Here is a 24,132-nt window from a genome sequence, read left to right as displayed (position 1 = left end):
TTTTAAATTTCGAACTGATGTCGGTATTGAGTAGGACTCACTTCAATATGCTTTTTAAAAAAGTGAGAAAATGAGTATTGATCGCTGAAACCAAGTATAGAAGAAATCTCTGAAACAGGTTTATTGGAAGAGTTTAAAAGCACTTTTGCCTCATTAATAACAATAAGGGCAATGATATGACTGGCAGACTTCCCTGTAATCGACTTCACTACTGAAGAAAGATGTCTGGTTGTAATTGACTGTCGTTCGGCATAAAACTCAACGGTTCTCTCGGTAAGATGATGTTCCGCAAGGTCTGTAAGAAATACAAATACGATTTCTTCCTGCCTGGACATCTGGTTCATAGAATTATTGTCTTCTTTAGAAATAATTCCCGCCATCTGATAACAGAAAACAGAGAAAAGATGTTCTACCATTTCTTTTTTATACAACATTTCTGTGTCAGAATCCAGGATATATTTAAGGAAATTGACGCTTTTCCATACCACTTCCATTTCATTTTCGGGAAAAGGAACCCCTTTGTTCATCTGCTGTCTGAAATAGCGGTAAGTAATGAGACGATTGAACTTTAGTGATAAAGCTGAGATAAATTCTCTTTTATAAGAAACCATTCTGGACTGAAAATCGTCGGTCACAGAAACTACTTCATAGATCGTCTGCGGATCGGTCACCATAAACATATTGGCAGAAACTTCCAGATCACTGAAATGCTGGCGAAGCTTTATGGTCCCGGATTTAATAAAAATAAATGCAGGATTGTCCGGCCGGAAAGGCTTATCAACAGCGATTCTTTCAAAGATATTACGTTCTGTAAAAATCTCAACTCCATACTTTTCTAAGGCAGACATAGCACAAATGTAAGCAATCTTATCAGTGATTACAAAATTTTATTATTTTAGCAATTATCAACTTCAGCTACGATGAGAAAGGTCGATTTATTATTTGCAGAATACAGCAAAAGTCACAGAAATGCCATCAATAAAATGATTCACTGGATCTGTGTACCCTTAATTTTCTGGACTATACTTGGATTTGTATCTCTTGTCCCCGCTCCTCATCTTTGCATTTCGTATTTCGGATGCATCAGTATTGTGAGCATCATCACCGTTATTCTGATTACCTTATTTTACATAAGACTTTCATTCAGAATCAGTCTTATCATGATCTTGATGATGTTTTTGGCAGAACATTTTATCTATCTTACCAATATCGCTTTGGGAAAACAATCCTGGATCCTCTACCTTTTGGTTTTTGTCATCACATGGGTTTTCCAGTTTATCGGACATAAAATTGAAGGGAAAAAGCCTACCTTTCTAAAAGATCTGCAGTTTCTACTCATAGGTCCGATATGGCTGTTGGGATTTATTCTAAAAAAGACAGGGATCAGATATTAATACGGTTCAAAAAACTACTTTCCTAATACAAATACTGCAGGAATCTTATGCAATTCCGGCTTCTGTTTCTGCCAGTCTTTTACAGTCTTGGTTTTAATAAATTCGTGTTCAGGATCGTTGATGTTGGCAGCAATACAAAGCTTGGTATTGGGTGACAAAAATTTACACAAATCTTCAAAAAGCTGATTATTTCTGTAAGGAGTCTCCATAAAAATTTGTGAATACCCTGTTTTTTGCATCATCGCTTCCAGATTGGTGATCTGTTTCTTTTTTTCACCTTTATCAATTGGAAGATACCCATGGAAAGTAAACTCCTGACCATTGAATCCGCTTGAGATCAGAGCCAAAATAATAGAAGACGGACCAGAAATTGGGATTACTCTGATATTTTTCTCATGGCACCATTTTACGATAAGGTTTCCCGGATCCGCAATACAAGGCAAGCCAGCTTCTGAAAGCAGTCCAAAATCCTGACCTTTCAACATCAGCTCCTGAGCTTCTTTAATATCCGCATTTTCAGTATATTTATCTAAAAGAAATAGTTTCAGATCGGATTGTTTCTTTTCAGGAGCGAAAAACTTCACTACTTTTCTGGCTGTTTTTTCATTTTCCACGAAAAAGTAGTCGGTCTGCATGATATATTCTTTGATCACAGGTGAAAAATGAGTGATAGACGTATTTTCTGAGAGATAAGCTGGAAGTAAAAAAAGCATTGTGTTATTATTTTGTTCTTTCTTGTAAAGAAGGTTGTTTGAAATGATGAGCAAACTTCATGGAAAAGATGACCTATGAAACTTTACTCATTGTTTATTTTACAAAGGTAAGAATTTCGCTGTCAGATCAGACTAAAATCTGCGACACAATAGCATCACATCCTTTATCCAATAGCTGGTAAACCTTTTCGAAATCTTCCATTCCACCCCAATAAGGATCTGGAACATCTGTATTTCCATGAGTTCCTGCAGCTTCTAAAAACAGCAAAACCTTTTGACGTTCTTCCTCAGTTTCTGCCCTAGACAGCACCTCTTTATATACTGAAGCATCCATACAGTAGATTTTATCAAAAGTTTTAAAATCATCTTTTGTAATGGGTCTTGATCTTTGTTGGGAAATATCAATAGTATGGTTAGCTGCCGTTTTCACCGCTCTTCTGTCAGGATGTTCTCCTTCATGCATCGAAATGGTTCCTGCAGAGTCAACAAGAAAATCACCCGTAAGTTTTGTTTTCATTATTCCTTCTGCTAACGGACTTCTACATATGTTTCCTAAACAGACCATTAATATTTTCATAGGATATTATTTAAAATAATCAGGTTGATGTGTGCTGACAAAACTAAATAAAAAATGAAGAATACAACGATTCTTCATTTCAAATATTTTAACTCAGTATGATCTCTACTGTTTGATTCTTTCGGTAAGATCTTTAACGTACTTTTTGATTTCTTTATCAATTTTCGATACGTCTTTGATGGTATCGCAAGCATACATTACCGTTGAGTGGTCTTTCCCTCCCATTTCTTCACCAATTTTAGTAAATGTAGAGTTGGTAAATGCTTTTGAGAAATACATGGCAAGCTGTCTTGGTAATGCAATTTCTCTTTTTCTTGTTTTCGATAGAAGCTGTTCTTTTTTGATTCCGAAATAGTCGCACACCACATCCTGAATATAAGGAATGTTGATTACCTTTTTCTGGTTAGCAGCAATTCTATTGATTGTTTCTTTTAACAGTTCAAGACTTAAGTCTCTCTTATATACTGTAGAGTAAGCGATCACCGAGTTGATCACTCCGATAAGTTCTCTTACATTGGTTTTTGCTTCTGCAGCAAGGAAATCTAACATATCATCAGGAAGAGCAATTCCGTCTCTGCTTAATTTGTCTTCGATGATCTGTCTTCTTGTAGATAAATCGGGAGATTTGATTTCTGCAGAAAGCCCCCACTTGAAACGGGAAACAATTCTGTCCTGAATATCCATAATATCTGCCGGAGCTTTATCGGAAGTAAGGATAATCTGCTTTCCATTCTGATGCAAATGATCAAAAATATGGAAGAAGCTGTCCTGTGTAGCCGACTTTCCTGATAAGAACTGAATATCATCAATAATAAGAACATCCACCATTTGGTAGAAATTCGCAAATTCCGTCTGCTTATGTGCTTTGGCAGCTGAAATAAACTGCTGAATGAATTTTTCAGATGACAGATAAAGAACCACTTTGTCCGGAAACTGGTTTTTTACTTCAAGACCAACGGCCTGGCCCAAATGCGTTTTTCCAACTCCATATCCTCCATATAGGAATAATGGGTTGAATGCGGTAGCTCCAGGTCTTTTAGCGATAGATCTTGCTACTGTTGCAGCAAATTTATTGCTTTCTCCTTCTACATAACTATCAAAAGAATAGTCAGGTTTAAGGTTAGAATCGATGTTTACTTTTCTTATTCCAGGGACCACAAATGGGTTTACAATATTAGCTGAAAATCCTTGTGGCATTGTTTCCTGTGTTTTTGGAGTAGGAACGCTTTGTCCCTTCATGTTCATAGTAACGGGTTTTTCAAGACCTTTTGGTCTGTTTTCCATTACAGAATACCATAATTTTACTCCTTTTCCTATATTTTTCTTCAGGGCAGCAGAAAGTAAGGACAGATAATTATCCTCAATATATTCCTTGTAAAAATCACTCGGTACGATAAGTGTAAGGTTGTTTGCAACTAATGAAAGTGGCTCAACCTTATCAAATAACATATCGAAAGATTTTTCAAGTTTTTTCAGGTCAGAATTGTCTTCAGCCGCGTTTAAGTTATCACGCATAAACTGAAGGCATTTCTGCCATAACATCATTAAATTATCATCCATTTTTTATGCCCCGATTATTCTTTGTTTGTACTGTTTTTAGAAGGAAGACAAAGGTCCAATTTTTTCTTTTCAAAAAAAAATATTGCACCTATTGATTATTTAAAAATATATTTGTATGTATAATTTAAGACCTAAAATGATACACACAACACACTCAATACGAGTACGTTACGCCGAAACAGACCCTATGAAATATGTATACTATGGCAACTATGCTCAGTACTTCGAAGTTGCCCGGGTTGAGCTCTTCAGAAGCATCGGAATTTCATACGATGAAATTGAAAACCAAGGAATTTGGCTTCCGGTTTCGGACTACAAAATTAAGTATTTACGACCAGCTTTGTATGATCAAAATTTAGAAATTCATACGTATGTAAAAAAAATCCCGGGAGTTAGGATTGAATTTGAATATGAAATTTATAATGAGGAGCATATTAAAATTACAGAAGCTTCCACTACGCTCTTCTTTTTAGATTCTAAAACGAATAAAGTTATCAAATGTCCGGACTTTTTAATGAAACTTATTGAGAAGAACTGGAATGAAAATGAATAGGTATAGAGGGTTTGAGAATGGGAGGCTTAAAATTCTGAGGTTAACGTTCTGGATAAACAGTAACTGAAACAACGAGCAATTCATACCCTACTTCAAAATAAATCCGCAACTGACACCTCTCAACAACAAAACAAACCCGAAACACCCACTCTATTTGTGAATTAATTCGCACCTTTGCATTTGTTTATCATACCTTATATATATATTATTTATGAAGATTGCATTTTTGGGGCCTCATGCCAGCTTCACCCAACTTGCCGCTGCACAGCTTTTCCCTAATGAAGAGCTTTTACCACAAGCCAGTATTCTGGATTGTTTCCATGCAGTGGAAAACGGAGAAGCACTGAAGGCCGTTGTTCCTTTGGAAAATTCTATTGAAGGAACTGTTTCTATGACGCTGGATTATTTATATAAGACCCCGTCCATCAAAATTGAAGCGGAAGCAGTAATGCCTATTGCCCATCACCTGATGATTCATCCTGAAAATGCGATAGAGGATATTGAAAGAATATATTCGCACCCTCAGGCATTGGCACAGAGTTTCCATTTCCTGGATACTCATTATAAAGGTATTCCTAAGCAGGATTTTTCTTCTACAGCTGCAGCCGCTAAATTTATTTCGGAAAATCCTGAGACTAAAATTGCTGCCGTCGCCAATCAGTTTGCCGCTAATCTATATGGTCTTAAAATCGTAGACCGCAATATTCAGGATTTTGAACAGAATCACACCCGATTTATTGTGATCTCTAAGCATCAGGAAAAATATGAAAATCCAAATCTGGAAATTCTTGGAGAAAAATCAGGAATGTTGATTACTCTTCCTGAAGATCACCCCGGAGGACTTCATCAGGTTTTATCTGTTTTTGCCTGGAGAAAAATGAACCTCAGCAAAATTGAATCCAGAACATTGAAAACGGGTCTGGGTAATTATTTCTTCTTTATAAATGTGGAAGGACACTGGGAGGAAGTTTTACATGGAAACTCTCTGAAAGAGCTGGAATCCATCAATGCCGATGTCGATTTTCTTGGAAACTATAAAGAATTCCTTCTGGAAAGCTAAAAAAATCTGCTAAAATCTATAAAAAAGAGTGCTGTCATGAGAAAACAGCGCTTTTTTTATGCTTAAAATCAAGAAAAAACGCACAAATAATCATCTAAATTACAAGGGTTTATATTGTATAAAAATAACCCATACAAAAGGGAGAATTATTTTTTTTTAAACCTCTCACAAACACCCAATTAATCAACAAAACTCAATAATAACTCGTAAATTAATTATGTAATATTTATCGCTAAAAAACAAACAAATGTTTAGATATATTACATCATATTAATATTAAAAATATAAAATTCACAATGCAGAGTATAATTTTTATTGTATATTTGTTAACAACTAATTAAAAATCTTGATCATGAAAACTAAAATTTACAGCCTAATATTTGCGTGTGCTTCATTACCATTATTTTCACAAGTTGGTATTAATACAGACACCCCTACAGCCACTTTGGACGTTAATGGAACATTAAGAGTTAGGGTTACTCCACCTGCGGCTACTGTAACTGGATATCAGGTTTTAGCTCAAGACGCAGCTACTACAGAAGTTTTCGCACTGGACCCACAATTATTAATTGCCGCATCCGGTACAAACACTTCCGTTTATGCTGCAAAAAAAAACACCGGTATCAGCCTTCTTTCCGTAGGAGTTCTTGGAGACTTCAAGCCTGTTAATTTCCTAGCAGCCGAAAGAAGTATAGGAAGTGCAGCTTTATTTAATGACACCAATTCAACGTACACCATACCATCTACAGGGGTTTATGCTGTTTCTTACTCGTTCAGATTCGGAACAGGAATACAGGCTTCTTTATTAAGCAGTGGTACAGGTATTGGAATTACAAGAACAAGAGGAGCCGGAGCGGGGGTTACTACGTTAATAGACTCACGTACTTTCAACGGTGTGAACCTTGTAGTAGCCAATTTAACCATATCAGACTCTACGATCAATTCATTATATTCATTTCAGGCAGGTGACAGAGTTACCTTTGGTTTCATAGACCCAGGAATCACTTTAACACTATTATCCACCAGTGTTGCATCTTTCTACATCTACAAAGTATCTAATTAAAAAAACATATTGTTAGTTATCTATACCGTTAACCCATCGCTATACAGTGATGGGTTAATTTTTTAACAGTGTTTTTGAACACATTTCTTTATATTTGATAAAAACTATAACATGAATGAATTTTTTGCAGCTGCATTAGTCATAGTTATTATCATCATTTTTAATAATCTGAATTCAAAAATCAGAAGGCTTGAGAAGGAAATATCTGATCTTAGGTCTAAAATCAACATACCTCTATCAACAACTAAAACGGTCAAAGAAAATATTCCGCCAGATAATATTATTTCTCCTGAACAGCTACAACCTCATGAAACCGAAAGAGAAAATATAAGATTTCCTGAAAATGATCTACCTCAAACTGTTCCTCAAAAAGACTGGATTACTCCCCTATTTGATTTTTTAAAACAAAATGCACTTACCATTATTGGTATTTTCACTCTTGTTCTGGGAATTGGTTATTTTGTAAAATACGCGATAGACAAAAACTGGATCGGAGAAACGGCAAGAGCCGGAATTGGATTCTTCACCGGAGCAGCCATCATCCTTATTGGGCATTTCCTCAGGAAAAATTATACTACTTTCGCTTCTATTATTACGGGAGGTGGAATTGCTGTTCTCTATTTCACAGTAACCATCGCATTCCGGGAATATCATCTTTTTTCTCAGAACACGGCTTTTGTCATCACAAGTTTGATTACAGCTGCGTCCATCATTCTATCTTATTATTATAAAAGTGAAGTTCTTATTATTTTTTCGTTGATTGGTGGGTTTACCGCCCCTTTGATGATCAGTACAGGAGACAGTAATTATCCTTTCCTGTTTATTTATCTTAGTCTTTTAAATATAGGAATGCTTATCATATCTTTCCTTAAGCATTGGAAAAGCATTGGATGGACCGCTTATATTTTTACAACCTGTTATCTTCTTTACTGGACGACAGACGATCCTGAGATTTTAGCAATTATCTTCTATATGATCAGTTATGTGATCTTTTATGTTTTTGCTTTGCAGGATTATATTAAAAAAGGTAAGCTTTCAACGTCTGATATTTTAATGCTTGCTTTTGTTAATTTTTCAAGTATTTTAGGTCCGATTTATATTTTTAATGAATTACACTATGAACCAGCGATTATCTTCCCTCTTATTTTTGCTGTAATCAATTCCATTCTTATTTTTAGAGAATACGGGCGGAAAAGTTTTGCGATACCTTATGCTGTATTTGCAGGAATCACAACCAGTCTGATCACTGTAGCTGTTGCCATTCAGTTCGAAACACACCTCATCACCAGTATTTGGGCGATAGAAGCTACTCTACTTCTTTTCCTCTGGAAAAAAACCGGACATCAGATTTTCAAAATCTGCTTTTATATTCTTTTTCCTCTGGTATTGATCGCTCAAACTATTACATGGACAGATTATCTTGGGGTAAAAAATTATACTATTATCTTTAATCCTGTCTTCATTACAAGTTCTTTTACTATTGCTTCAAGCATTATTAATTTATATTTACTCAAAAACAGCACAAAAGAAAAAGAGAACAACTTCTTTGAAGAGCTTATTACAGTAGCCAGCTACGGAATCATCTACACAACCTTCCTTTTGGAAATCATATGCCATCTTTCCGAAATGCCATGGTCTACAGTTCTAACTTCAGGATTATTATATAGCATTTATTATATTTTCGCATTATTAGCCTTCAAAAAACGATTGGGGATCCGAAGTGAAATTCAGACGGCTTTAATCTATGTTTTGCTAATTCTTTCTGCAATTAATATATCAATAGCCACATCGTCTGTTGTGGACACTATTCTATCTGGAAAATTATCTACCGGTTTTTATCTGCTGCATTTGCTTCAATGGATTCCTCTTATATATGTATGTTTCCGTATTATTCCTTCCTCGGAATTTCATAAACGTACCGTTTCTTATTGGATTCTTTCTCTGGCAATCATCATTTCTGTAAGTTGTGAGCTTCATCATTCCTATGTTTTAACCGTTTCTCAGGATATTCTTCGTTCTTATACTGCCAAAGAACATTTTAATATGCTTTATCTGCCAATAATATGGGCCGTTCTTGCCAGCATTTTTATTTATATAGGTTTGAAAAAGAATATTCAGGAATACAACAAAATTGGTTTTGCATTATTAGGATTAATGATCTTAAAACTTTATGCTTATGACGTGTGGCAGATGGATAATATTTCAAGAATCAGTGCATTTATTGCTCTTGGAGTTATTTTACTGCTCAGTTCTTTTGCTTTTCAGCGTCTTAAAAATATCATCAAAAATATGGTTGATAAAAAGAATGAATCTGAAGAGCATAAAGACTCATAATCAATAGAAAATAAGTTTATTACTAAACAAAACTTAAAACAATGGAACATTCCGTTCACATTTTATAAAAAATAACTATATTTATCTCGTTTTTAATATTTACCTATTCTGATTATGAAAAAATTACTCTATTCTTTTTTACTACTATCGTCTGCGGCTTTAGTAGCACAGCAAAAAGCTTCTCCAAAGTTTGCTATTGCCGATCATGCTATCGGAACAGTGGATATGTTCAATGCAAAAAAATCCTCAGTACAGGTTTTGAAAGTATACGGAACCCTGGCAAGTCTTCCTCAAAATCTGAAGAAATACAGTAAATTATTTACAAAAGGAGTGACTGAATATAAATTTAAGGACGGAAAAAATATATTTGACACCATGTCTTTGGCTGAAATCAATACCCAACATGGAATTTCGCAGGATACTTCTGTTTTTATTGACGGTGTGGAGTTCAATGATACAACAACCTTAATTTACCCACAAATCAAGAAAAAAACTGAGGAAAAAATGCATAATGGTAAAAAGACATTATTCATTTCCACGACTGAGTAATTTCCAATCAAGATATAACAGAAAAGGATACTATTACAACAGTATCCTTTTTTATTTTTAATATTTATTATTCCATTTCTTCTTCAACTCTTCATAGATTTTCTTTTCCGTAGAGTTGTTTCCCGGTTCGTATAATTTGATGTTTTTAATTTCCTCAGGAAGAAAATCCTGATCTACAAAGTTACCTTCATAAGAATGGGCATATTTGTATTCTTTTCCATAATCAAGATCTTTCATCAGTTTGGTTGGAGCATTTCTCAAATGAAGCGGAACGGGAAGATTCCCGGTTTGTTTTACCAGCGCTAAAGCATCATTAATTGCCATGTAAGCAGAATTGCTTTTAGGAGATACCGCAAGATAGACCGCAGTTTCACTTAGAATAATTCTTGCCTCAGGATTTCCGATAACGTTTACCGCCTGGAAACAGTTGTTGGCAATCACCAAAGCATTAGGATTAGCCAATCCGATATCTTCAGCAGCCAGGATAAGCATTCGTCTTGCGATAAATTTGATATCTTCTCCACCAGCAATCATTCTCGCCAACCAATAAACCGCTCCGTTGGGATCACTTCCTCTCATAGATTTGATAAAAGCTGAAATAATATCATAATGCTGCTCTCCATTCTTATCATAAAGAGCCATGGCTTCCTGAAGAACTTCAAGAACATCAGAATTGATAATTTCCTTTACCTTAGAATTCTTATACTGATTCAGAACTAGTTCCACAGAATTGATCAGTTTTCGGGCATCGCCTCCAGAATATTGGATCAAAGCTTCTTTTTCAAGAATTTTAAAATCGGTTCCCTCCTCTTTATTATATCTCGCGGAAGCAATATCAACAAGTTCTTCCAGCTTTTCATAGCTTAATGCCTTTAAAATATAAACCTGACTTCTGGAAAGCAATGCGGAAACCACTTCAAAACTTGGGTTCTCTGTAGTAGCCCCTATCAGAACAATCCACCCTTTTTCAACCGCATGAAGCAGGGAATCCTGCTGGGATTTATTAAAACGGTGAATTTCATCTATAAATAAAATCGGAGGTTTGCCGGAAAATAAGTTCTGTTTTTTAGCATCATCAATCACGTCGCGTACATCCTTCACCCCGGAAGAAACAGCCGAAAGCTTATAGAATTTTCTCCCTGACTGTTCAGAAATTATTTCTGCCAGTGTTGTTTTTCCTGTTCCGGGAGGCCCCCAAAAGATTAAGGAATTCAGGGTATCGTTTTCAATCATTTTTCTGATGGTTCCTTTTTCTCCGGTAAGATGCTCCTGCCCCAGTACTTCAGTCAGATTTTTGGGTCTTAATTTTTCGGCTAATGGAATATTTTGGTTCAAAGTAATTTTATTTTTAAGATCAATATTTCAGATTTTCGAACGCTGAAACTTCTAACAAAATTAAACTAATTTTCATTTTTTTACGCTATTTTTGCATTGTTTTGAAACTTACATTCAATAAAATCATTACATTTCCTTTGGTAATTTTGATAAAATTTTACCAATGGTTTATCTCGCCTATACTTCCCAAAAACTGCCGTTACGAACCTACCTGCTCACATTACATGCTGGAAGCGCTTAAGGTGCATGGGTTATTTAAAGGCTTCTGGCTGGGATTTAAAAGGATTTTGAGCTGCCATCCCTGGGGAGGAAGCGGGTACGATCCTGTTCCGCCGAAACATCATCATTAAAAATCAAACGATTAAATCAATAGAAAAATGAATACTATTTTTTTCAGAATTTATCTGGTACTATTTGCATTGATTACGCAGTGTCTTGTAGCACAGGAATACCCCGGAGGTTTATCTGATGGAACTTTGGATGTCAACGGAAACAATATTCCTGTAAAGATCTTTTCTACTACAGAGTTTGGAGATCTTACTGCTTTTCCCGACAGAGCCATCAATAATAATGTTGTTGTCATCCTGAATGAGGCTAATTTTGAGATAGCTTATTACAATTACGGGATTTCAACGTTGGCGAAATTCAAAGATGCAAAATATCAGTTTTTTGATAAAAATTTCAAATTGATTGAAACTGCTGCTAATAAAGATAACATCACCACATTTAAATACGCTGTAAAATCGGCAAAACCGATCACAGATTCTGATAAAGTAGAACTTAAAACTCCTTTTAAAATATGGGATCCTTCTAAAGGAATCCAAATAGGTGGTTTTACACTGCACTTTTATAGCTTGATGTTTGTGTTTGCCTTCGGATTCGGATATATTCTGATGACGAAAATTTTCAAGATTGATAATGTAAACCAAAAATACCTGGAACCTCTTTTCACATGGACTTTGATAGGAACCATTCTTGGAGCAAGATTAGGCCACGTTATTTTTTACCAGCCGGAGTTGTTCAAACAGGATTTCTGGAGTGTTTTCTTACCGATCAGTACTAAAAACGGATTTAAGTTTACAGGATTCTCTGGATTAGCCAGTCACGGAGCTACTATCGCTTTGATCTTTACTACCCTTTATTATTCTTTTAAAATCATTAAGAAAAATCCTTTCTGGGTATATGACAGATTGGGTATTGTAGTGGCTTTAGGAGGTGCATTTGTAAGGATGGGGAACTTTTTCAATTCTGAGATTTTAGGAAAACCTGCAGACGCTAATTCTCCTTTTGCTTTACTTTTCCCTCAACAGAGCAGTGAGTATGGTCTTACCGTACCTCGTTATCCAAGCCAGCTTTTTGAGGCAATAGGTTACGTTACTCTTTTCATTTTGCTATGGGTTTTATATAGAAAAACGGATAAAAAGTATCAGCAAGGATGGCTATTTGGTCTTTTCTTCATCATTCTCTGGGCGATTAGATTCTTTGTTGAATTCCTGAAAGAACCACAGGGAGACGAATTTATCCAAATTGGAAGTTTGAACACAGGACAGGTTTTATCTATTCCTTTTATGATCGCAGGAGTTGTTATTATGATTGTTTCCAAGAAGTTCAAAATCACTGAAGAAGAGAACGCAAAACCGGAATAAATAAACATATAAATAAATTAAAAAAGCTTTTCAGAATTCTGAAAAGCTTTTTTAATGATTATATCTGAGAATTGATCATATCAATATTATCAAGAAGCCTTTTAATTTTTTTCTTTGAGGCTCTTTCTGCAAAGGGTCGGAAAACAAAATACATCAAAAGAAGAAATATAATAAGAGCAGAATAGGAAAAGATCATTAAAAGATCATTATCTGAAACATCTTTATATATATAAAATGCATACCCCCCTCCCATTAAAACGAAAGCTGACATTTGAAAACCATTTACTTTCGATTCTTTTAAAGTACTTTTTTTAAGGTGATTTAAAAAATCCTGATTAGTAGCGAACTCAGTCGTATTGACTTTATTTAAAGATCGAATTTTAATGAACACCATGATACTGATTCCTAAAAAAATAAAGACTTCTCCTATGATTCTTGTGTAATGATCCGCTTTACCAAATACAATAACGCAAATGATGATTACCCATATAAGAACTGCCGCCGCAGCCAACAAATACATATTCCTCTTTTTTGAAGACTTGTATCGTTTGACACTTGATTTTATTTCTTCTGAATCGGGTAAAAGTACGTTTCTTTCGGAAAGCCATATTTCCTTTATTTTTTCAAAATCGTCCATCCTCTTCAATTTTTTTCATTAATTTCTTTTTAATCCGATGAAGCTTAACGCGACAATTAGCATGTGAAGTACCGGTAATTTCAGCAATTTCTTCCTGTGAAAGTCCGTTTAACGACAGAGCTATCATAATTCTTTCAATTTCCGGCAGCTCTGAAATGTACTGCTGAAGAAGAGACAGTCTTTCATCTTTTTCAAAGTTATATTCTTCCTGTTTTATATTTTCAGGAAAGTCGGTTTTCAGATGGCTCTTATCTTTTTGAATTTGTCTCAAGCATTTGTTGGTCGCAATTCTATAGATCCAGGTACTGATTTCTGAACGTTCTTCAAATTTTCGAATGTTTTCCCACACAGAAACAAAGGTTTCCTGCGTCATATCTCTGGCCATATCATAATCATTGAAATAGCCAAGACACACCCGAAAAATCCTGGGAGAATACATGCGATAAATTTCATCAAAATCCATTGGGAAGATGTCTGTAAATTCTAAATGCAAAATGATATTAGAACCCTATTTTTTTTCCTCGCACTATTGTAATGATGGCCAGAAGCTCCAATCCAATACCAATACCTGCAAGAAGGCCATTGTAAAGGTCCGGAATGACCAACCAGTTTCTTAAGAATAAAGGAAGTATCACCAGCAAAATTCCAACTGCCATGATCTTTTGTCCTCTTTTTATCATTGTACTCATCTCGTCAATTTTAAGTTGCTTTATTCTTTAGATACAAAACAATGAAAAATGTTACAGTTTATATTGTAAAAGCTTAAATACATTTCCCAACTCATTTACCACATCTGTGGGCAATACAGCTTCCTGAGAATACTTTTCAGCAGCAAAGTCCGCTGCTCTTCCATGTAACCACACTCCAAAAATCGCTGCATTTTCACCAGAATATCCCTGAGCCAGAAGTGAGGTAAGAATTCCGGTAAGGACATCACCACTTCCTCCTTTTGCAAGCCCCGCATTTCCTGTAATATTGTAATACACTTTTCCCTGAGGGGTAATAATTTGTGTATGATGGTCTTTCAGTACGATATAAATATTCAACTCTCTTGATTTTTCTATAGCAAGCTCAAGTCGTTTAAAGGAGTTTTCTGTATTTCCGAACAAGCGTTCAAATTCTTTTGGATGTGGCGTAATAATAGATTTTTGAGGAATCAGTTTAAGATTTTCCGACGTTTTTGACAGGATATTCAAAGCATCTGCGTCCAGTACTAAGGGTTGATGATAGTTTTCAAGAAAGTTGAACAAACCTTTCTCTGTGTCTGGATGAATTCCCAAACCCGGCCCAATTCCGTACGTAAAATCTGGATTATTTTCAAAAGCTGTCATATATTTTTCGCCACCTTCTATAAACATGGCCTCTGGACAGGTACTCTGAAGTACATCATAACCACAATTAGGAGAAAGCGTAAAAGTAAGCCCTGCCCCGGTTTTTAACGCCGACTTTGTTGCTAATACGACAGCTCCGATCTTTCCATAACTTCCCCCTGCAATCACTGCTTTTCCATAATTTCCTTTATGAGAAAAATCCTGTCTTGGTTTAAAAATTCTTTCTATCAATAAATCATCTGTCACAAAGTACTTCGTTTCGGTCTTTTCTGAATACTCTTTACTTAAATCAATATCAAGAATCACTACTTTTCCGGTATATTTTCCGGTCTCCGGATGAAGAAAGCTGCGTTTCCAACATTGAAAACTCAGCGTGTAATCTGCTTTCAGAATAACAGCTTCATCTTCAAATAAACTGTCGACAGATAACCCTGAAGGAACATCAACAGATAGGGTAAGATTATCCTTTGTATTGAGTAGCTCAACAAGACGTTGGAGATCTCCTTCCAAGGGTCTGGATAATCCTGTTCCGAAAAGTGCATCAATGATAATCGTTTTATCATCAAAGCTGTGTTGTTCTATCTGACTGAACTTCCGAATGGTTATCCCCGAGATATCCCTGAGTCTTTTCAGATTCACGGCTGCATCTTCAGAAAATTTACTTTTGGGGTCGCTTACAAAAATATCCACATCAAATCCTTTCATGTAGAGCATTCTCGAAATCGCTAATCCATCCCCGCCATTATTTCCGTTTCCGCAAAATACAGCTGCTCTCTTATGGTTTTTACAATGTTCAGAGATCCAATTGGCAATGGCGACTGAAGCTCTCTCCATCAACTGAATGGAAGAAACAGGCTCGTGTGAAATGGTAAACTGATCCCAATTTCGTATTTGTTCGGCGGTGAAAATTTTCATAATACCTCATCAAGTTTTAAGCAAATTACAAAACATTTTCTATTAGAATGGCACAATAATGATAAAAAAAGCTACTTATTATTCATAGAATAACAGTTTTCTTGAAATTCGGATTTTCATCAAATAAAGTATTATATATACAAAATAAAATTCTAACATTTGGGAATAAAAACTACAGAAAGTAATGTTTTTTACATTTTAAATTATATTTTTGTGTATATACTAATTAAAAAAATATAAATTATGGGATTTGTAAAAGAATTTAAAGAGTTTGCTTTCAAGGGCAATGTTCTCGATCTTGCTGTCGGTGTGATCATTGGTGCAGCATTTGGTAAAATTGTTTCGTCTTTAGTAGAAGATGTAATTACTCCGCTGATTTTGAATCCGGCGTTAAAAGCTGCAGGGGCAGAAAATATTGCCAAGCTATCCTGGAACGGAGTGGCTTATGGAAACTTCCTTTCTGCGGTAATCAGCTTTCTGTGTATCGCTATGGTTCTTTTCTGGATCATTAAAATAGCGAATAAGGTTAATAAGAAAGAGGCTCCGGCTCCGGCAGGACCTACAGAAGATCAAAAACTATTAACAGAGATCAGAGATTTGTTAAAAAATAAAAACGGTTTATAATCTGTTTCCACTATATAACAATAAAAAGCACCTCAATCGAGGTGCTTTTATCATATATTCTAACTTTCACTTAGTGGATCTGCAAAATACTTGAGATCTGTTCTGCAAGAGAAAGCCCGATTCTGTCCTGTGCTTCAAGAGTGGAAGCTCCTGTATGGGGTGTCAAAGAGATTTTTGAATGCGTAAGAATCTCCTTAGATGGTGTAGGTTCGTTGATGAAAACATCTAATCCTGCAAATCTTACTTTACCGGAATCCAATGCTTCAACCAAAGCAGCTTCATCTATAACTCCTCCTCTAGAGCAGTTCACAATGGCTACTCCATCTTTCATGATCTCAAATTCATTTTTACCAATCATATATCCGTCTTTCTGAGCGGGAACGTGTAGTGTAATAAAGTCTGAATGCTTCAAAACTTCCTGTAACGGCTCAGTTTCTATATCTACATTGATGAACTGATTGTTGTAGAATTTCACTTTGATGCTGGCTTTCCCTACGTTATTATCCGCAGCAACCACTCTCATCCCAAGGCCTAAAGCTATTCTGGCAACCTCCTGCCCAATTCTTCCCATCCCAACAATTCCGATGGTTTTTCCTCTCAGCTCTATTCCAGCAGCATATGCTTTTTTAAGTCCTGCAAACTCCGTATCTCCTACCACTGGCATTTTTCTATTGGAATCCTGAAGGAATCTGGCTCCTGAAAACAGATGAGCAAAAACAAGTTCCGCCACCGATTCTGATGAAGCTGAAGGAGTATTGATTACATGAATACCTTTTTCTCTGGCATAGTCTACATCAATATTATCCATTCCTACTCCTCCTCTTCCAATAATTTCAATGGATGGGCATCCGTCAATAATATCTTTTCTTACCTGGGTAGCACTCCTCACCAATAAAGTTCGGATTTTATGCTCGTTAATATAATCTACCAAAAACTCCTGTGGAACTTTTGTAGTGATCACCTCAAAGCCTTTTTCTGCTAATGCATCAATCCCTGATTGATCCAGGCCGTCGTTTGCTAAAACTTTCATAAATACAAGTATATTTAAAATTGAAAAGATTTAAAAATTAAAAACATTTCTGGGTTCCCCTTGTTATTTAATCTTTAAATCTTTGATTTATATTTTTTATTCGCCATCTTCTTTGAATACTTCAATAGTCACCTGCTTTTCTACCAAATCTGTAAACCTTCCTTTGTATCGGGTAGCTCTTACCAGGTGATTGTCTATCCAGTGGTAGTTTCCTCCTCTTGGCTTTCCGCAAAGTACGCTGTGGTATTTGAAACCATGCTTATCCAGCCAGTCTATTGTAATTTGCTTAAGATTTTCGGTTCTTGAAGTGAAAAAACAGATCTGATGTCCTTCATCATACCATTTGTTGATTGTTTCCAATGCATCTGGATAAGGCTCGCAGGTAACCATTCTCTCCGGTTCTTCATTGGGAACGTCATCAGTAATGGTTCCGTCTATGTCTATTAAGTAATTTTTTACGCCATCTTTAAGGATCGGGCTAATGTGCTCTATGTATTCTAATTCCATCATTAAACATTAAGTAACAAAGTTAGGGCTTTTCGCTCTAATAGTCTTACAAAACTTGGTTTATATTAATATTTTACTATAAAAAATACTATTTAAAGAATAATATTAATATTTTATCAACTATTTTCCTGCTTATGATTAAAAATTTTCGCTTATCAAAAAAACATCTCTAATTAAGAAGGTTCAAAAAAATATCATAAGTAAAAAATACGGTAAAGAGCGGTTAAAAAAACGGGTATCCGCCTCAACTTATCAATAGCATCTGCTTTTATGATAAAAAACATGATGTTTGCCTAAAAATTTCCAAAATACATTTATTACACTTACATTTGTAGAAATGGAAGAATTTGTAGTTTTAGTGAATCCTGAAGATGAAGTTTTGGGTCTGATGGAAAAGCAGCAGGCACACATCAATGGTCTGTTGCATCGTGCTTTTTCTGTATTTCTGTTCAACAGCAAAGGAGAAATGCTTCTTCAGAAAAGAGCTTCAGGAAAATACCATTCTCCCAATCAGTGGACTAATGCTGTGTGCTCGCATCCTAGAGAAGGGGAAACCTATCTTACAGGAGCAAATCGCAGACTGAGAGAGGAATTGGGAATTGAAGCCGAACTTTCAGAAAAATTCTATTTCATTTATAAAGCAGATGTAGGCGGTGGTTTATGGGAACATGAGCTCGATCATGTTTTTATAGGACACCATGAGTCCGATTTCAATCTTAATGAAGAAGAAGTGGAAGAAGTAAGATTTATTTCTCCCGAAGATTTGGATAAGGAAATAGCGGAACATCCTGAAAACTTTACGGAATGGTTTAAAATCATCCTTGAAGAATACAAACACCATTTTTAATAATGAAAAGAATACTGCTTTTTTCTGCAATTCTGTCAGGAAGTTTATTTTTTGCCCAACAAGCAAAAGTATACGAAAGTCCCAATTATACCATCAATGTTCCTGAAGGCTGGAAATCTACCAACGACAGCGATATTGTCAATATTTTCCCAACAAGCCAGATTGGAGCGATCACAATCTCTGAATACCACGATCTTCCTCTCCCTAAAGAAGAAATGAAAAAATTTGTTCTGGCTCTTTATCAGTCCCAAGATGCTGAGACTAAAGTGAAGGAAAAAAAAGGATCAAAAGGCTATACAGAATATTCTTACGAACACTACGATGAAAAAGAGAAGCTTTTCTGGACGACCAAGGCTTTTCAAAAAGATCAAAATTTATACTTAGTTTCTATCAACTGTGGACAGAAGTTCTGGAACGGAAACTATATGACCTTATTTAATGAGACTTTCAATAGTTTTAAAATAAAGAAATAAAAATTAAATATGAAGAAAACAGCATTGTACGACAAACATGTTTCTTTGGGAGCTAAGATCGTACCTTTTGCAGGTTTTGAAATGCCTGTACAATATTCCGGAGTAACGGAAGAGCACTTTGCCGTAAGAGAAAAAGCCGGATTATTTGATGTTTCCCACATGGGACAGTTTTTCATCGAAGGACCAGGTTCAAAAGATCTTTTACAGTTTGTAACGACCAACAATGTAGACGCTCTTGAAAACGGAAAAGCACAATATTCTTGTCTTCCTAACGAAAACGGAGGAATTGTAGACGACCTTATTGTTTACAAAATAGAAGATGACAAATATTTTGTGGTTGTAAATGCTTCTAATATAGATAAAGACTGGGATCATATCTCAAAGTATAATACTTTCGGAGCTAAAATGACGAATGCTTCTGATGAGATGTCATTATTGGCAATTCAGGGGCCGAAAGCGACGGAAATCCTTCAAAAGATCACGGATGTAAATCTTTCAGAAATTCCTTACTACCACTTTACGATAGGAAGTGTAGCAGGTGAAAATAACGTGATTATTTCCAATACAGGTTATACAGGAAGTGGAGGTTTCGAGATCTATTTCAACAATGAAAGTGCTGAAAAACTTTGGGATGCTGTAATAAATGCTGGTGCTGAAGAAGGAATTATTCCTTGCGGTTTGGCTGCCAGAGATACTTTAAGATTGGAAAAAGGATTTTGCCTTTACGGAAATGATATTGACGATACTACTTCTCCAATTGAAGCTGGATTGGGATGGATCACCAAGTTTGATAAAGATTTCGTGTCTAAAGAAACTTTCGCAAAACAAAAAGAAGAAGGAGTTACCAGAAAACTGGTAGGTTTTGAACTTACAGACAAAGGGGTTCCAAGACATGACTACCCTGTTGTAGATGCTGAAGGAAATGTAATTGGAAAAGTAACTTCCGGAACACAGTCTCCTATGAAGAAGGTTGGTTTAGGACTTGCTTATGTAGATAAACCTCATTTCAAACTAGGTTCTGAGATCTTCATTCAGGTAAGAAACAAAAACATTCCTGCAAAAGTGGTGAAAGCTCCTTTTGTATAATCGGAAAAAATATTTATAAATACATCAGCCCTGTAAAATTTACAGGGCTGATTTGTTATTTCAAAAGAAGATTTTCAGTCTGAGATATATTTTACAAGAGAGGCTCCGTTTTGAAGATTCAATGTAAGTCTTTCTATTAAAAAGCGCACGTCACTTAAAAAAGTGTCTTTCAAATATCCTTCTTCTACATCGTGCCCCCAGCTGATTCTTTTATAAAATTCAGGGTTTTCTGCTAGTGCATATTCCAGTTCAATCAGTTTTATTCGTAAATGTTCTATACTTGTAAAACCTTCGTATTCTTCGGTGTAATCCCAGAAATCCAACAAAGTAAGATCAACGTTTAAAACTCTTTCAACTTGCCTTAACAGTCGATCTTCATCTCCTGCATCCCCATCCCCTGTCATCATTAAGTTTAAGCCGTTTCTATGATCAAAATGATAACGGTCTCTAAGCTCCAAATACTTTTCAAATGGTTCTTTTACATCAAAAATGAGATAGATCTCTAATCCAAATCCCATATGCGCTATATCACACCAAAGAACTTCTGCAATTCTTCAACGTTCTTCTTATCATTTCCAACGAAAATCTCCTTATCTGTCATAAAAACAGGTCTTTTCAGAAAAGTATAATGATCAAGCAATAATTCTTTAAAATCTTTTTCCGTCAAAGCCTTTACATCCAATCCTCTCAGCTTAATCTGAGTAGATTTTTTACTGAACAAAGCTTCATATGAATTTGTTTTTTTATGCATCTCTTCCAATTCCTCTTCGGTAATAGGAGCTTTCTTTATTTCTCGAAGTTCCCAGTCGGTAAGGTCAAATTGTGCTAAAATTTTTCTGCAGGTATCACAAGTGTTGAGATAAAATACTTTCTTCATTGCTATTTCTAAATCTGTTATTTGTTAAAATTCTCTTTCATTGAACGTTTCGTTTATCAAAAGTAGGATTTAATCTAAAACTTTGGAAATTATTAAATAACTTTATTCAAATTTTATAAAGATGCAGAACAAGCCTATTACTTTTCAGTTTATTTCTGAACCTTCGGATGTTAATTATGGAGGAAATGTACATGGAGGAAGTGTTATGAAATGGATTGATCAGGCTGGCTATGCCTGTGCCACTACCTGGAGCGGAAATTATTCTGTTACCGTGTATGTAGGAGGAATCCGTTTTTATGAACCTATTAAAATTGGTGAAGTGGTAAAAGTAGATGCTCAGGTAATTTATACCGGGAGCTCCAGTATGCATATTGCCATCAATGTTTTTTCAAGAAACTTAAAGCAGCCTACTTTTGATAAAAAAACCCATTGCATCATTGTTTTTGTGGCTGTAGATGAAAATGGTAAAAAGCTTCCGGTACCGAAATGGATTCCGGAAACCGAAGAAGAGAAGCAGCAGGAAATGTACGCAAAACGTCTGATGGAACTTCGCACACAGATTGAGGATGAAATGAAACCGTTTTTGTAACAACTATGTTGACCATCTAAGGTTCTTTTCCGGATGAGAGGTTTTGAGGTTTAATGCTTGAGGTTACATATCGATAAAAACAACCCACCACATTATATGAAAAATATTTTCACCTTAATAACATTGCTTGCTACAGCTCTAGTTCAGTCTCAGACCCATCGTTTTATTTATGAACTCCAATATAAGATGGATTCTACGGAAACTTCCCATGAAAAACTGAACATGATTCTGGATATTACTCCAAAAGAGGTAAAATTTTATGGAAAAAATCTTCTTACTACAGATTCTCTCAACAAAAAATTCGGAATGAATACAAGTCATACCGATATGTCCGGACAGGTGGTAAAAAGAAAGATCAATTCTTTTGATAATGAAAACTTCATCAATATTAAAAATGGGTACTATTCTTTTAAAACTACAGATAAAATAAACTGGACGATTTCTAATGAAACCAAAAAAGTAGAAAACTATACTCTACAAAAGGCTACTACCCGATTTGGAGGAAGAAACTGGACTGCCTGGTTCTGCAAAGATATTCCCTTTAATGAAGGACCTTTCAAACTACGTGGATTGCCGGGTTTAATCTTTGAGGTATCGGACACCGGTCAGAACTTTATTTATCATCTTATTAAGAGCCAGGAACTGCCGCAAATATATGCTACTGATGATTTTCTTGAATCCAATTTTGGAAATAAAGCGATTCCCATCAATGAAAAACAGAAGTATAAACTGATCATGGAATTTTATAATGATCCTTTTGCTTTTGAAAGAAACAACTTCAGCAAATCCAATAATGATTTGAAAATCAACATTAACGGAAAAGAAATTCGGAATGTGGACGAACTGAATACACAGACCAAAAGCATGCAGGAAGTGATAAGGAAATACAACAACCCGTTTGAGATTGATAAAGCCATTCATTACAAAGAATAAAATTTCAATATAAACAGGCATGCTTCGTTAATCTTATTTGTCTTTATTTTCTTTTTGGAAAACGAATTCTTCTTTTTATATTTGTACCAGCAAAAGGAAATGGTGTTCTTCCTTACCCAACCGCTTTACAAAAGCTGATGACGCCTGATTGAGAGATTATTAACAATAACTAATCAGGATCATTATGTCAAAAAATCAACGAACACTTGGTAAAAAAGCAGTTTTTCACACTCATTTTTTCTTCAGAAAATTTCCAGCTGTTCCTTATATTATAAAATGGTTATCGATCAGTATTATTATTGGAGCTTTAGTAGGAACGGCATCTGCAGGCTTTCTACAATCGCTGGAATGGGCAACCAATTTTAGAGAGCATCATATCTGGATCATTGCCTTTCTTCCTGTTGCAGGATTGCTCATTGGGCTTCTCTATTATTATTGGGGAAAAGATGTTGAAGCAGGAAACAATCTTCTGATTGATACTATTCACGATCCCAAAGAAACCATTCCCTTCAAAATGGCGCCTTTTGTTTACCTCGGAACCATTGTCACTCATTTTTTTGGAGGATCTGCAGGGCGAGAAGGAACAGCGCTTCAAATGGCGGGCGCTATTGCCGATCAGCTTGCCAGACCTTTTAAACTTGACAAAAGTGAAAGAAGAATATTAATTATTTCTGCAATCGCTGCCGGATTTGGTTCTGTATTCGGAACTCCCCTTGCCGGAGCCGTTTTTGGACTTGAAGTTTTTCTGATCGGAAGAATTCGCTATAATGCCATATTTCCGGCTTTTGCTTCTGCGATATTGGCAGATTGGGCAACCAATTTGTGGAATGTAAAACATACTCATTATCATATTGATTTCATTCCCAAACTTGAATTTTTGCCTATCCTATATAGTATTTTGGCAGGAATTGCTTTTGGAATTTGTGCCGCAGCTTTCAGTAAAATCATCCATTGGGCAGGTTCTTTTTTAAAATCAAAAATTAAATATCCACCGCTTCGCCCTGTAGCCGGAGGAATTATCATTGCTTTGGCCGTTTTTGCAATGGGGACCACCCGATACATTGGGCTAGGCGTTCCCGTTATTCTGGAATCTTTTGAAAAACAGCTTCCATTATATGATTTTGCTCTAAAAATGATTTTTACGATCATCACTTTATCTGCAGGATTCAAAGGAGGGGAAGTAACCCCGCTATTTTTTATTGGAGCCACGTTGGGAAGCGCTTTATCTTTGTTTATTCCTTTACCCTTCGGATTATTGGCCGGAATGGGCTTTGTTGCCGTATTTGCTGGTGCTACCAATACTCCTCTGGCCTGTATGCTGATGGGAATAGAACTATTCGGTGCTGAATCTGGAGTGTACATTGCGATTGCCTGTGTTGTTTCTTACTTATTGTCAGGGCACAACAGTATTTATACGAAACAAAAAATTGGAGAAGCCAAAAACAGAAGATATGAAAGTCAGCAAGACCGTTCGATCTCGGAGTTTTTATAAGGGTAAG

General features: G+C 35.7%; 28 protein-coding genes and 1 riboswitch. Of the genes, 15 read left to right on the top strand and 13 right to left on the bottom strand.

Annotated features, from left to right (window positions below):
• Positions 1-2: 2 nt before the first annotated feature.
• Positions 3-848, bottom strand: coding sequence for a helix-turn-helix domain-containing protein (locus tag ACL9RH_RS01865; protein WP_422691625.1), 846 nt, complete (start codon positions 846-848; stop codon positions 3-5).
• 72 nt (positions 849-920) lie between these two features.
• On the opposite strand from ACL9RH_RS01865, the gene ACL9RH_RS01860 reads away from it, so the two are divergent.
• The gene (locus ACL9RH_RS01860; RefSeq protein ID WP_422691624.1) at positions 921-1,394 is read left to right on the top strand and encodes a DUF962 domain-containing protein; all 474 of its coding nucleotides are present in this window, start codon (positions 921-923) and stop codon (positions 1,392-1,394) included.
• A gap of 14 nt (positions 1,395-1,408) precedes the next feature.
• On the opposite strand, the gene ACL9RH_RS01855 is transcribed toward ACL9RH_RS01860, so the two are convergent.
• The 3 genes from ACL9RH_RS01855 to dnaA all read right to left on the bottom strand — a co-directional run bounded on the left by ACL9RH_RS01855 (position 1,409) and on the right by dnaA (position 4,244).
• Positions 1,409-2,107, bottom strand: a complete 699-nt coding sequence (locus ACL9RH_RS01855; RefSeq protein ID WP_422691623.1) for an SAM-dependent methyltransferase — start codon at positions 2,105-2,107, stop codon at positions 1,409-1,411.
• A 127-nt stretch (positions 2,108-2,234) separates the two neighbouring features.
• On the bottom strand, positions 2,235-2,684 hold the full coding sequence (locus ACL9RH_RS01850) for a low molecular weight protein-tyrosine-phosphatase (RefSeq protein ID WP_422691622.1): 450 nt from the start codon (positions 2,682-2,684) through the stop codon (positions 2,235-2,237).
• Between the two features lie 105 nt (positions 2,685-2,789).
• Positions 2,790-4,244 carry a chromosomal replication initiator protein DnaA gene (gene dnaA / locus ACL9RH_RS01845; RefSeq protein WP_422691621.1) on the bottom strand — a complete coding sequence of 485 codons (1,455 nt, stop codon included), beginning with the start codon at positions 4,242-4,244 and terminating at the stop codon, positions 2,790-2,792.
• A 136-nt stretch (positions 4,245-4,380) separates the two neighbouring features.
• Here dnaA and ACL9RH_RS01840 point away from each other — a divergent pair, with 136 nt between their 5' ends.
• From ACL9RH_RS01840 to ACL9RH_RS01820, 5 genes are all read left to right on the top strand, one after another.
• Positions 4,381-4,797, top strand: coding sequence for an acyl-CoA thioesterase (locus ACL9RH_RS01840; RefSeq protein WP_422692647.1), 417 nt, complete (start codon positions 4,381-4,383; stop codon positions 4,795-4,797).
• Between the two features lie 211 nt (positions 4,798-5,008).
• Positions 5,009-5,857, top strand: a complete 849-nt coding sequence (gene pheA, locus ACL9RH_RS01835) for a prephenate dehydratase (RefSeq protein ID WP_422691620.1) — start codon at positions 5,009-5,011, stop codon at positions 5,855-5,857.
• A gap of 352 nt (positions 5,858-6,209) precedes the next feature.
• Positions 6,210-6,920 (top strand): hypothetical protein, encoded by a 711-nt coding sequence (locus tag ACL9RH_RS01830; RefSeq protein ID WP_422691619.1) that lies wholly within the window; start codon positions 6,210-6,212, stop codon positions 6,918-6,920.
• Between the two features lie 111 nt (positions 6,921-7,031).
• Positions 7,032-9,254, top strand: a complete 2,223-nt coding sequence (locus ACL9RH_RS01825; protein ID WP_422691618.1) for a DUF2339 domain-containing protein — start codon at positions 7,032-7,034, stop codon at positions 9,252-9,254.
• Positions 9,255-9,368: 114 nt separating this feature from the next.
• Entirely contained in the window at positions 9,369-9,803 is a 435-nt protein-coding gene (locus ACL9RH_RS01820; RefSeq protein ID WP_422691617.1) for a hypothetical protein, read from the top strand.
• A gap of 57 nt (positions 9,804-9,860) precedes the next feature.
• On the opposite strand, the gene ACL9RH_RS01815 is transcribed toward ACL9RH_RS01820, so the two are convergent.
• Complete coding sequence (locus ACL9RH_RS01815; protein WP_422691616.1) at positions 9,861-11,138, bottom strand: replication-associated recombination protein A; 1,278 nt, start codon at positions 11,136-11,138, stop codon at positions 9,861-9,863.
• A 101-nt stretch (positions 11,139-11,239) separates the two neighbouring features.
• Here ACL9RH_RS01815 and yidD point away from each other — a divergent pair, with 101 nt between their 5' ends.
• The gene (gene yidD, locus ACL9RH_RS01810; RefSeq protein WP_422691615.1) at positions 11,240-11,488 is read left to right on the top strand and encodes a membrane protein insertion efficiency factor YidD; all 249 of its coding nucleotides are present in this window, start codon (positions 11,240-11,242) and stop codon (positions 11,486-11,488) included.
• Positions 11,489-11,935: 447 nt separating this feature from the next.
• Positions 11,936-12,784 (top strand): prolipoprotein diacylglyceryl transferase, encoded by an 849-nt coding sequence (gene lgt, locus ACL9RH_RS01805; protein ID WP_422692646.1) that lies wholly within the window; start codon positions 11,936-11,938, stop codon positions 12,782-12,784.
• Positions 12,785-12,842: 58 nt separating this feature from the next.
• Here the strand turns inward: lgt and ACL9RH_RS01800 are convergent, their stop codons facing one another.
• Genes ACL9RH_RS01800 through ACL9RH_RS01785 form a run of 4 tightly spaced genes read right to left on the bottom strand, consistent with a single transcriptional unit; the run spans position 12,843 to position 15,667 of the window.
• On the bottom strand, positions 12,843-13,421 hold the full coding sequence (locus tag ACL9RH_RS01800) for a hypothetical protein (protein ID WP_422691614.1): 579 nt from the start codon (positions 13,419-13,421) through the stop codon (positions 12,843-12,845).
• The gene (locus ACL9RH_RS01795; RefSeq protein WP_422691613.1) at positions 13,408-13,884 is read right to left on the bottom strand and encodes an RNA polymerase sigma factor; all 477 of its coding nucleotides are present in this window, start codon (positions 13,882-13,884) and stop codon (positions 13,408-13,410) included. Before ACL9RH_RS01795 ends, ACL9RH_RS01800 begins: the two co-directional genes overlap by 14 nt.
• 37 nt (positions 13,885-13,921) lie before the next feature.
• Positions 13,922-14,110, bottom strand: a complete 189-nt coding sequence (locus ACL9RH_RS01790; RefSeq protein WP_422691612.1) for a hypothetical protein — start codon at positions 14,108-14,110, stop codon at positions 13,922-13,924.
• A gap of 51 nt (positions 14,111-14,161) precedes the next feature.
• Entirely contained in the window at positions 14,162-15,667 is a 1,506-nt protein-coding gene (locus ACL9RH_RS01785; RefSeq protein WP_422691611.1) for an NAD(P)H-hydrate dehydratase, read from the bottom strand.
• A gap of 243 nt (positions 15,668-15,910) precedes the next feature.
• Between ACL9RH_RS01785 and mscL the strand changes: the two genes are divergently transcribed.
• Positions 15,911-16,291 carry a large conductance mechanosensitive channel protein MscL gene (gene mscL / locus ACL9RH_RS01780; RefSeq protein WP_422691610.1) on the top strand — a complete coding sequence of 127 codons (381 nt, stop codon included), beginning with the start codon at positions 15,911-15,913 and terminating at the stop codon, positions 16,289-16,291.
• 70 nt (positions 16,292-16,361) lie between these two features.
• On the opposite strand, the gene ACL9RH_RS01775 is transcribed toward mscL, so the two are convergent.
• Both ACL9RH_RS01775 and ACL9RH_RS01770 read right to left on the bottom strand, forming a co-directional pair.
• Positions 16,362-17,321: a D-2-hydroxyacid dehydrogenase gene (locus ACL9RH_RS01775; RefSeq protein ID WP_422691609.1), complete on the bottom strand. Its 960-nt coding sequence runs from the start codon at positions 17,319-17,321 to the stop codon at positions 16,362-16,364.
• 96 nt (positions 17,322-17,417) lie between these two features.
• A complete protein-coding gene (locus ACL9RH_RS01770; RefSeq protein ID WP_068942588.1) occupies positions 17,418-17,828 on the bottom strand; it encodes an LNS2 domain-containing protein in 411 nt (136 codons plus the stop codon).
• Between the two features lie 337 nt (positions 17,829-18,165).
• Here ACL9RH_RS01770 and idi point away from each other — a divergent pair, with 337 nt between their 5' ends.
• From idi to gcvT, 3 genes are read left to right on the top strand one after another with little or no spacing between them, the layout of a single operon-like run.
• Positions 18,166-18,675, top strand: coding sequence for an isopentenyl-diphosphate Delta-isomerase (gene idi / locus ACL9RH_RS01765; protein WP_422692645.1), 510 nt, complete (start codon positions 18,166-18,168; stop codon positions 18,673-18,675).
• A gap of 2 nt (positions 18,676-18,677) precedes the next feature.
• Complete coding sequence (locus ACL9RH_RS01760) at positions 18,678-19,148, top strand: hypothetical protein (RefSeq protein WP_422691608.1); 471 nt, start codon at positions 18,678-18,680, stop codon at positions 19,146-19,148.
• A 9-nt stretch (positions 19,149-19,157) separates the two neighbouring features.
• Positions 19,158-20,234 carry a glycine cleavage system aminomethyltransferase GcvT gene (gene gcvT / locus ACL9RH_RS01755; protein WP_422691607.1) on the top strand — a complete coding sequence of 359 codons (1,077 nt, stop codon included), beginning with the start codon at positions 19,158-19,160 and terminating at the stop codon, positions 20,232-20,234.
• A gap of 74 nt (positions 20,235-20,308) precedes the next feature.
• On the opposite strand, the gene ACL9RH_RS01750 is transcribed toward gcvT, so the two are convergent.
• Together ACL9RH_RS01750 and ACL9RH_RS01745 are read right to left on the bottom strand one after the other, a co-directional pair.
• The gene (locus ACL9RH_RS01750) at positions 20,309-20,752 is read right to left on the bottom strand and encodes a hypothetical protein (RefSeq protein WP_422691606.1); all 444 of its coding nucleotides are present in this window, start codon (positions 20,750-20,752) and stop codon (positions 20,309-20,311) included.
• 5 nt (positions 20,753-20,757) lie between these two features.
• Positions 20,758-21,111 carry an arsenate reductase family protein gene (locus ACL9RH_RS01745; RefSeq protein WP_422691605.1) on the bottom strand — a complete coding sequence of 118 codons (354 nt, stop codon included), beginning with the start codon at positions 21,109-21,111 and terminating at the stop codon, positions 20,758-20,760.
• A 121-nt stretch (positions 21,112-21,232) separates the two neighbouring features.
• Here ACL9RH_RS01745 and ACL9RH_RS01740 point away from each other — a divergent pair, with 121 nt between their 5' ends.
• The 3 genes from ACL9RH_RS01740 to ACL9RH_RS01730 all read left to right on the top strand — a co-directional run bounded on the left by ACL9RH_RS01740 (position 21,233) and on the right by ACL9RH_RS01730 (position 24,125).
• Positions 21,233-21,700: an acyl-CoA thioesterase gene (locus tag ACL9RH_RS01740; RefSeq protein WP_422691604.1), complete on the top strand. Its 468-nt coding sequence runs from the start codon at positions 21,233-21,235 to the stop codon at positions 21,698-21,700.
• A 96-nt stretch (positions 21,701-21,796) separates the two neighbouring features.
• Entirely contained in the window at positions 21,797-22,633 is an 837-nt protein-coding gene (locus ACL9RH_RS01735; protein WP_422691603.1) for a GLPGLI family protein, read from the top strand.
• An 86-nt stretch (positions 22,634-22,719) separates the two neighbouring features.
• A riboswitch (Fluoride riboswitch) is annotated at positions 22,720-22,787 on the top strand.
• A gap of 30 nt (positions 22,788-22,817) precedes the next feature.
• The gene (locus tag ACL9RH_RS01730; protein WP_422691602.1) at positions 22,818-24,125 is read left to right on the top strand and encodes a voltage-gated chloride channel family protein; all 1,308 of its coding nucleotides are present in this window, start codon (positions 22,818-22,820) and stop codon (positions 24,123-24,125) included.
• Positions 24,126-24,132: the final 7 nt, after the last annotated feature.

It is taken from the genome of Chryseobacterium sp. Mn2064 (assembly GCF_049319685.1).
GTDB lineage: Bacteria > Bacteroidota > Bacteroidia > Flavobacteriales > Weeksellaceae > Chryseobacterium.
The sequence above is the reverse complement of the archived record's forward strand: the minus strand, read 5'-3'. Positions and strand labels throughout refer to the sequence as shown.

Excerpts from the sequence above, each read along its gene's own strand:
- ACL9RH_RS01770 (WP_068942588.1), bottom strand. The coding sequence starts at position 17,828 with ATGGAATTAGAATACATAGAGCACATTAGCCCGATCCTTAAAGATGGC.
- ACL9RH_RS01855 (WP_422691623.1), bottom strand. The coding sequence starts at position 2,107 with ATGCTTTTTTTACTTCCAGCTTATCTCTCAGAAAATACGTCTATCACT.
- ACL9RH_RS01865 (WP_422691625.1), bottom strand. The coding sequence starts at position 848 with ATGTCTGCCTTAGAAAAGTATGGAGTTGAGATTTTTACAGAACGTAAT.
- ACL9RH_RS01840 (WP_422692647.1), top strand. The coding sequence starts at position 4,381 with ATGATACACACAACACACTCAATACGAGTACGTTACGCCGAAACAGAC.
- ACL9RH_RS01860 (WP_422691624.1), top strand. The coding sequence starts at position 921 with ATGAGAAAGGTCGATTTATTATTTGCAGAATACAGCAAAAGTCACAGA.
- ACL9RH_RS01830 (WP_422691619.1), top strand. The coding sequence starts at position 6,210 with ATGAAAACTAAAATTTACAGCCTAATATTTGCGTGTGCTTCATTACCA.
- gcvT (WP_422691607.1), top strand. The coding sequence starts at position 19,158 with ATGAAGAAAACAGCATTGTACGACAAACATGTTTCTTTGGGAGCTAAG.
- ACL9RH_RS01760 (WP_422691608.1), top strand. The coding sequence starts at position 18,678 with ATGAAAAGAATACTGCTTTTTTCTGCAATTCTGTCAGGAAGTTTATTT.
- ACL9RH_RS01740 (WP_422691604.1), top strand. The coding sequence starts at position 21,233 with ATGCAGAACAAGCCTATTACTTTTCAGTTTATTTCTGAACCTTCGGAT.
- ACL9RH_RS01775 (WP_422691609.1), bottom strand. The coding sequence starts at position 17,321 with ATGAAAGTTTTAGCAAACGACGGCCTGGATCAATCAGGGATTGATGCA.
- pheA (WP_422691620.1), top strand. The coding sequence starts at position 5,009 with ATGAAGATTGCATTTTTGGGGCCTCATGCCAGCTTCACCCAACTTGCC.
- ACL9RH_RS01785 (WP_422691611.1), bottom strand. The coding sequence starts at position 15,667 with ATGAAAATTTTCACCGCCGAACAAATACGAAATTGGGATCAGTTTACC.
- mscL (WP_422691610.1), top strand. The coding sequence starts at position 15,911 with ATGGGATTTGTAAAAGAATTTAAAGAGTTTGCTTTCAAGGGCAATGTT.
- ACL9RH_RS01790 (WP_422691612.1), bottom strand. The coding sequence starts at position 14,110 with ATGAGTACAATGATAAAAAGAGGACAAAAGATCATGGCAGTTGGAATT.
- ACL9RH_RS01750 (WP_422691606.1), bottom strand. The coding sequence starts at position 20,752 with ATGGGATTTGGATTAGAGATCTATCTCATTTTTGATGTAAAAGAACCA.
- ACL9RH_RS01800 (WP_422691614.1), bottom strand. The coding sequence starts at position 13,421 with ATGGACGATTTTGAAAAAATAAAGGAAATATGGCTTTCCGAAAGAAAC.
- dnaA (WP_422691621.1), bottom strand. The coding sequence starts at position 4,244 with ATGGATGATAATTTAATGATGTTATGGCAGAAATGCCTTCAGTTTATG.
- ACL9RH_RS01735 (WP_422691603.1), top strand. The coding sequence starts at position 21,797 with ATGAAAAATATTTTCACCTTAATAACATTGCTTGCTACAGCTCTAGTT.
- idi (WP_422692645.1), top strand. The coding sequence starts at position 18,166 with ATGGAAGAATTTGTAGTTTTAGTGAATCCTGAAGATGAAGTTTTGGGT.
- ACL9RH_RS01820 (WP_422691617.1), top strand. The coding sequence starts at position 9,369 with ATGAAAAAATTACTCTATTCTTTTTTACTACTATCGTCTGCGGCTTTA.
- ACL9RH_RS01745 (WP_422691605.1), bottom strand. The coding sequence starts at position 21,111 with ATGAAGAAAGTATTTTATCTCAACACTTGTGATACCTGCAGAAAAATT.
- ACL9RH_RS01730 (WP_422691602.1), top strand. The coding sequence starts at position 22,818 with ATGTCAAAAAATCAACGAACACTTGGTAAAAAAGCAGTTTTTCACACT.
- ACL9RH_RS01825 (WP_422691618.1), top strand. The coding sequence starts at position 7,032 with ATGAATGAATTTTTTGCAGCTGCATTAGTCATAGTTATTATCATCATT.
- ACL9RH_RS01795 (WP_422691613.1), bottom strand. The coding sequence starts at position 13,884 with ATGGATTTTGATGAAATTTATCGCATGTATTCTCCCAGGATTTTTCGG.
- ACL9RH_RS01850 (WP_422691622.1), bottom strand. The coding sequence starts at position 2,684 with ATGAAAATATTAATGGTCTGTTTAGGAAACATATGTAGAAGTCCGTTA.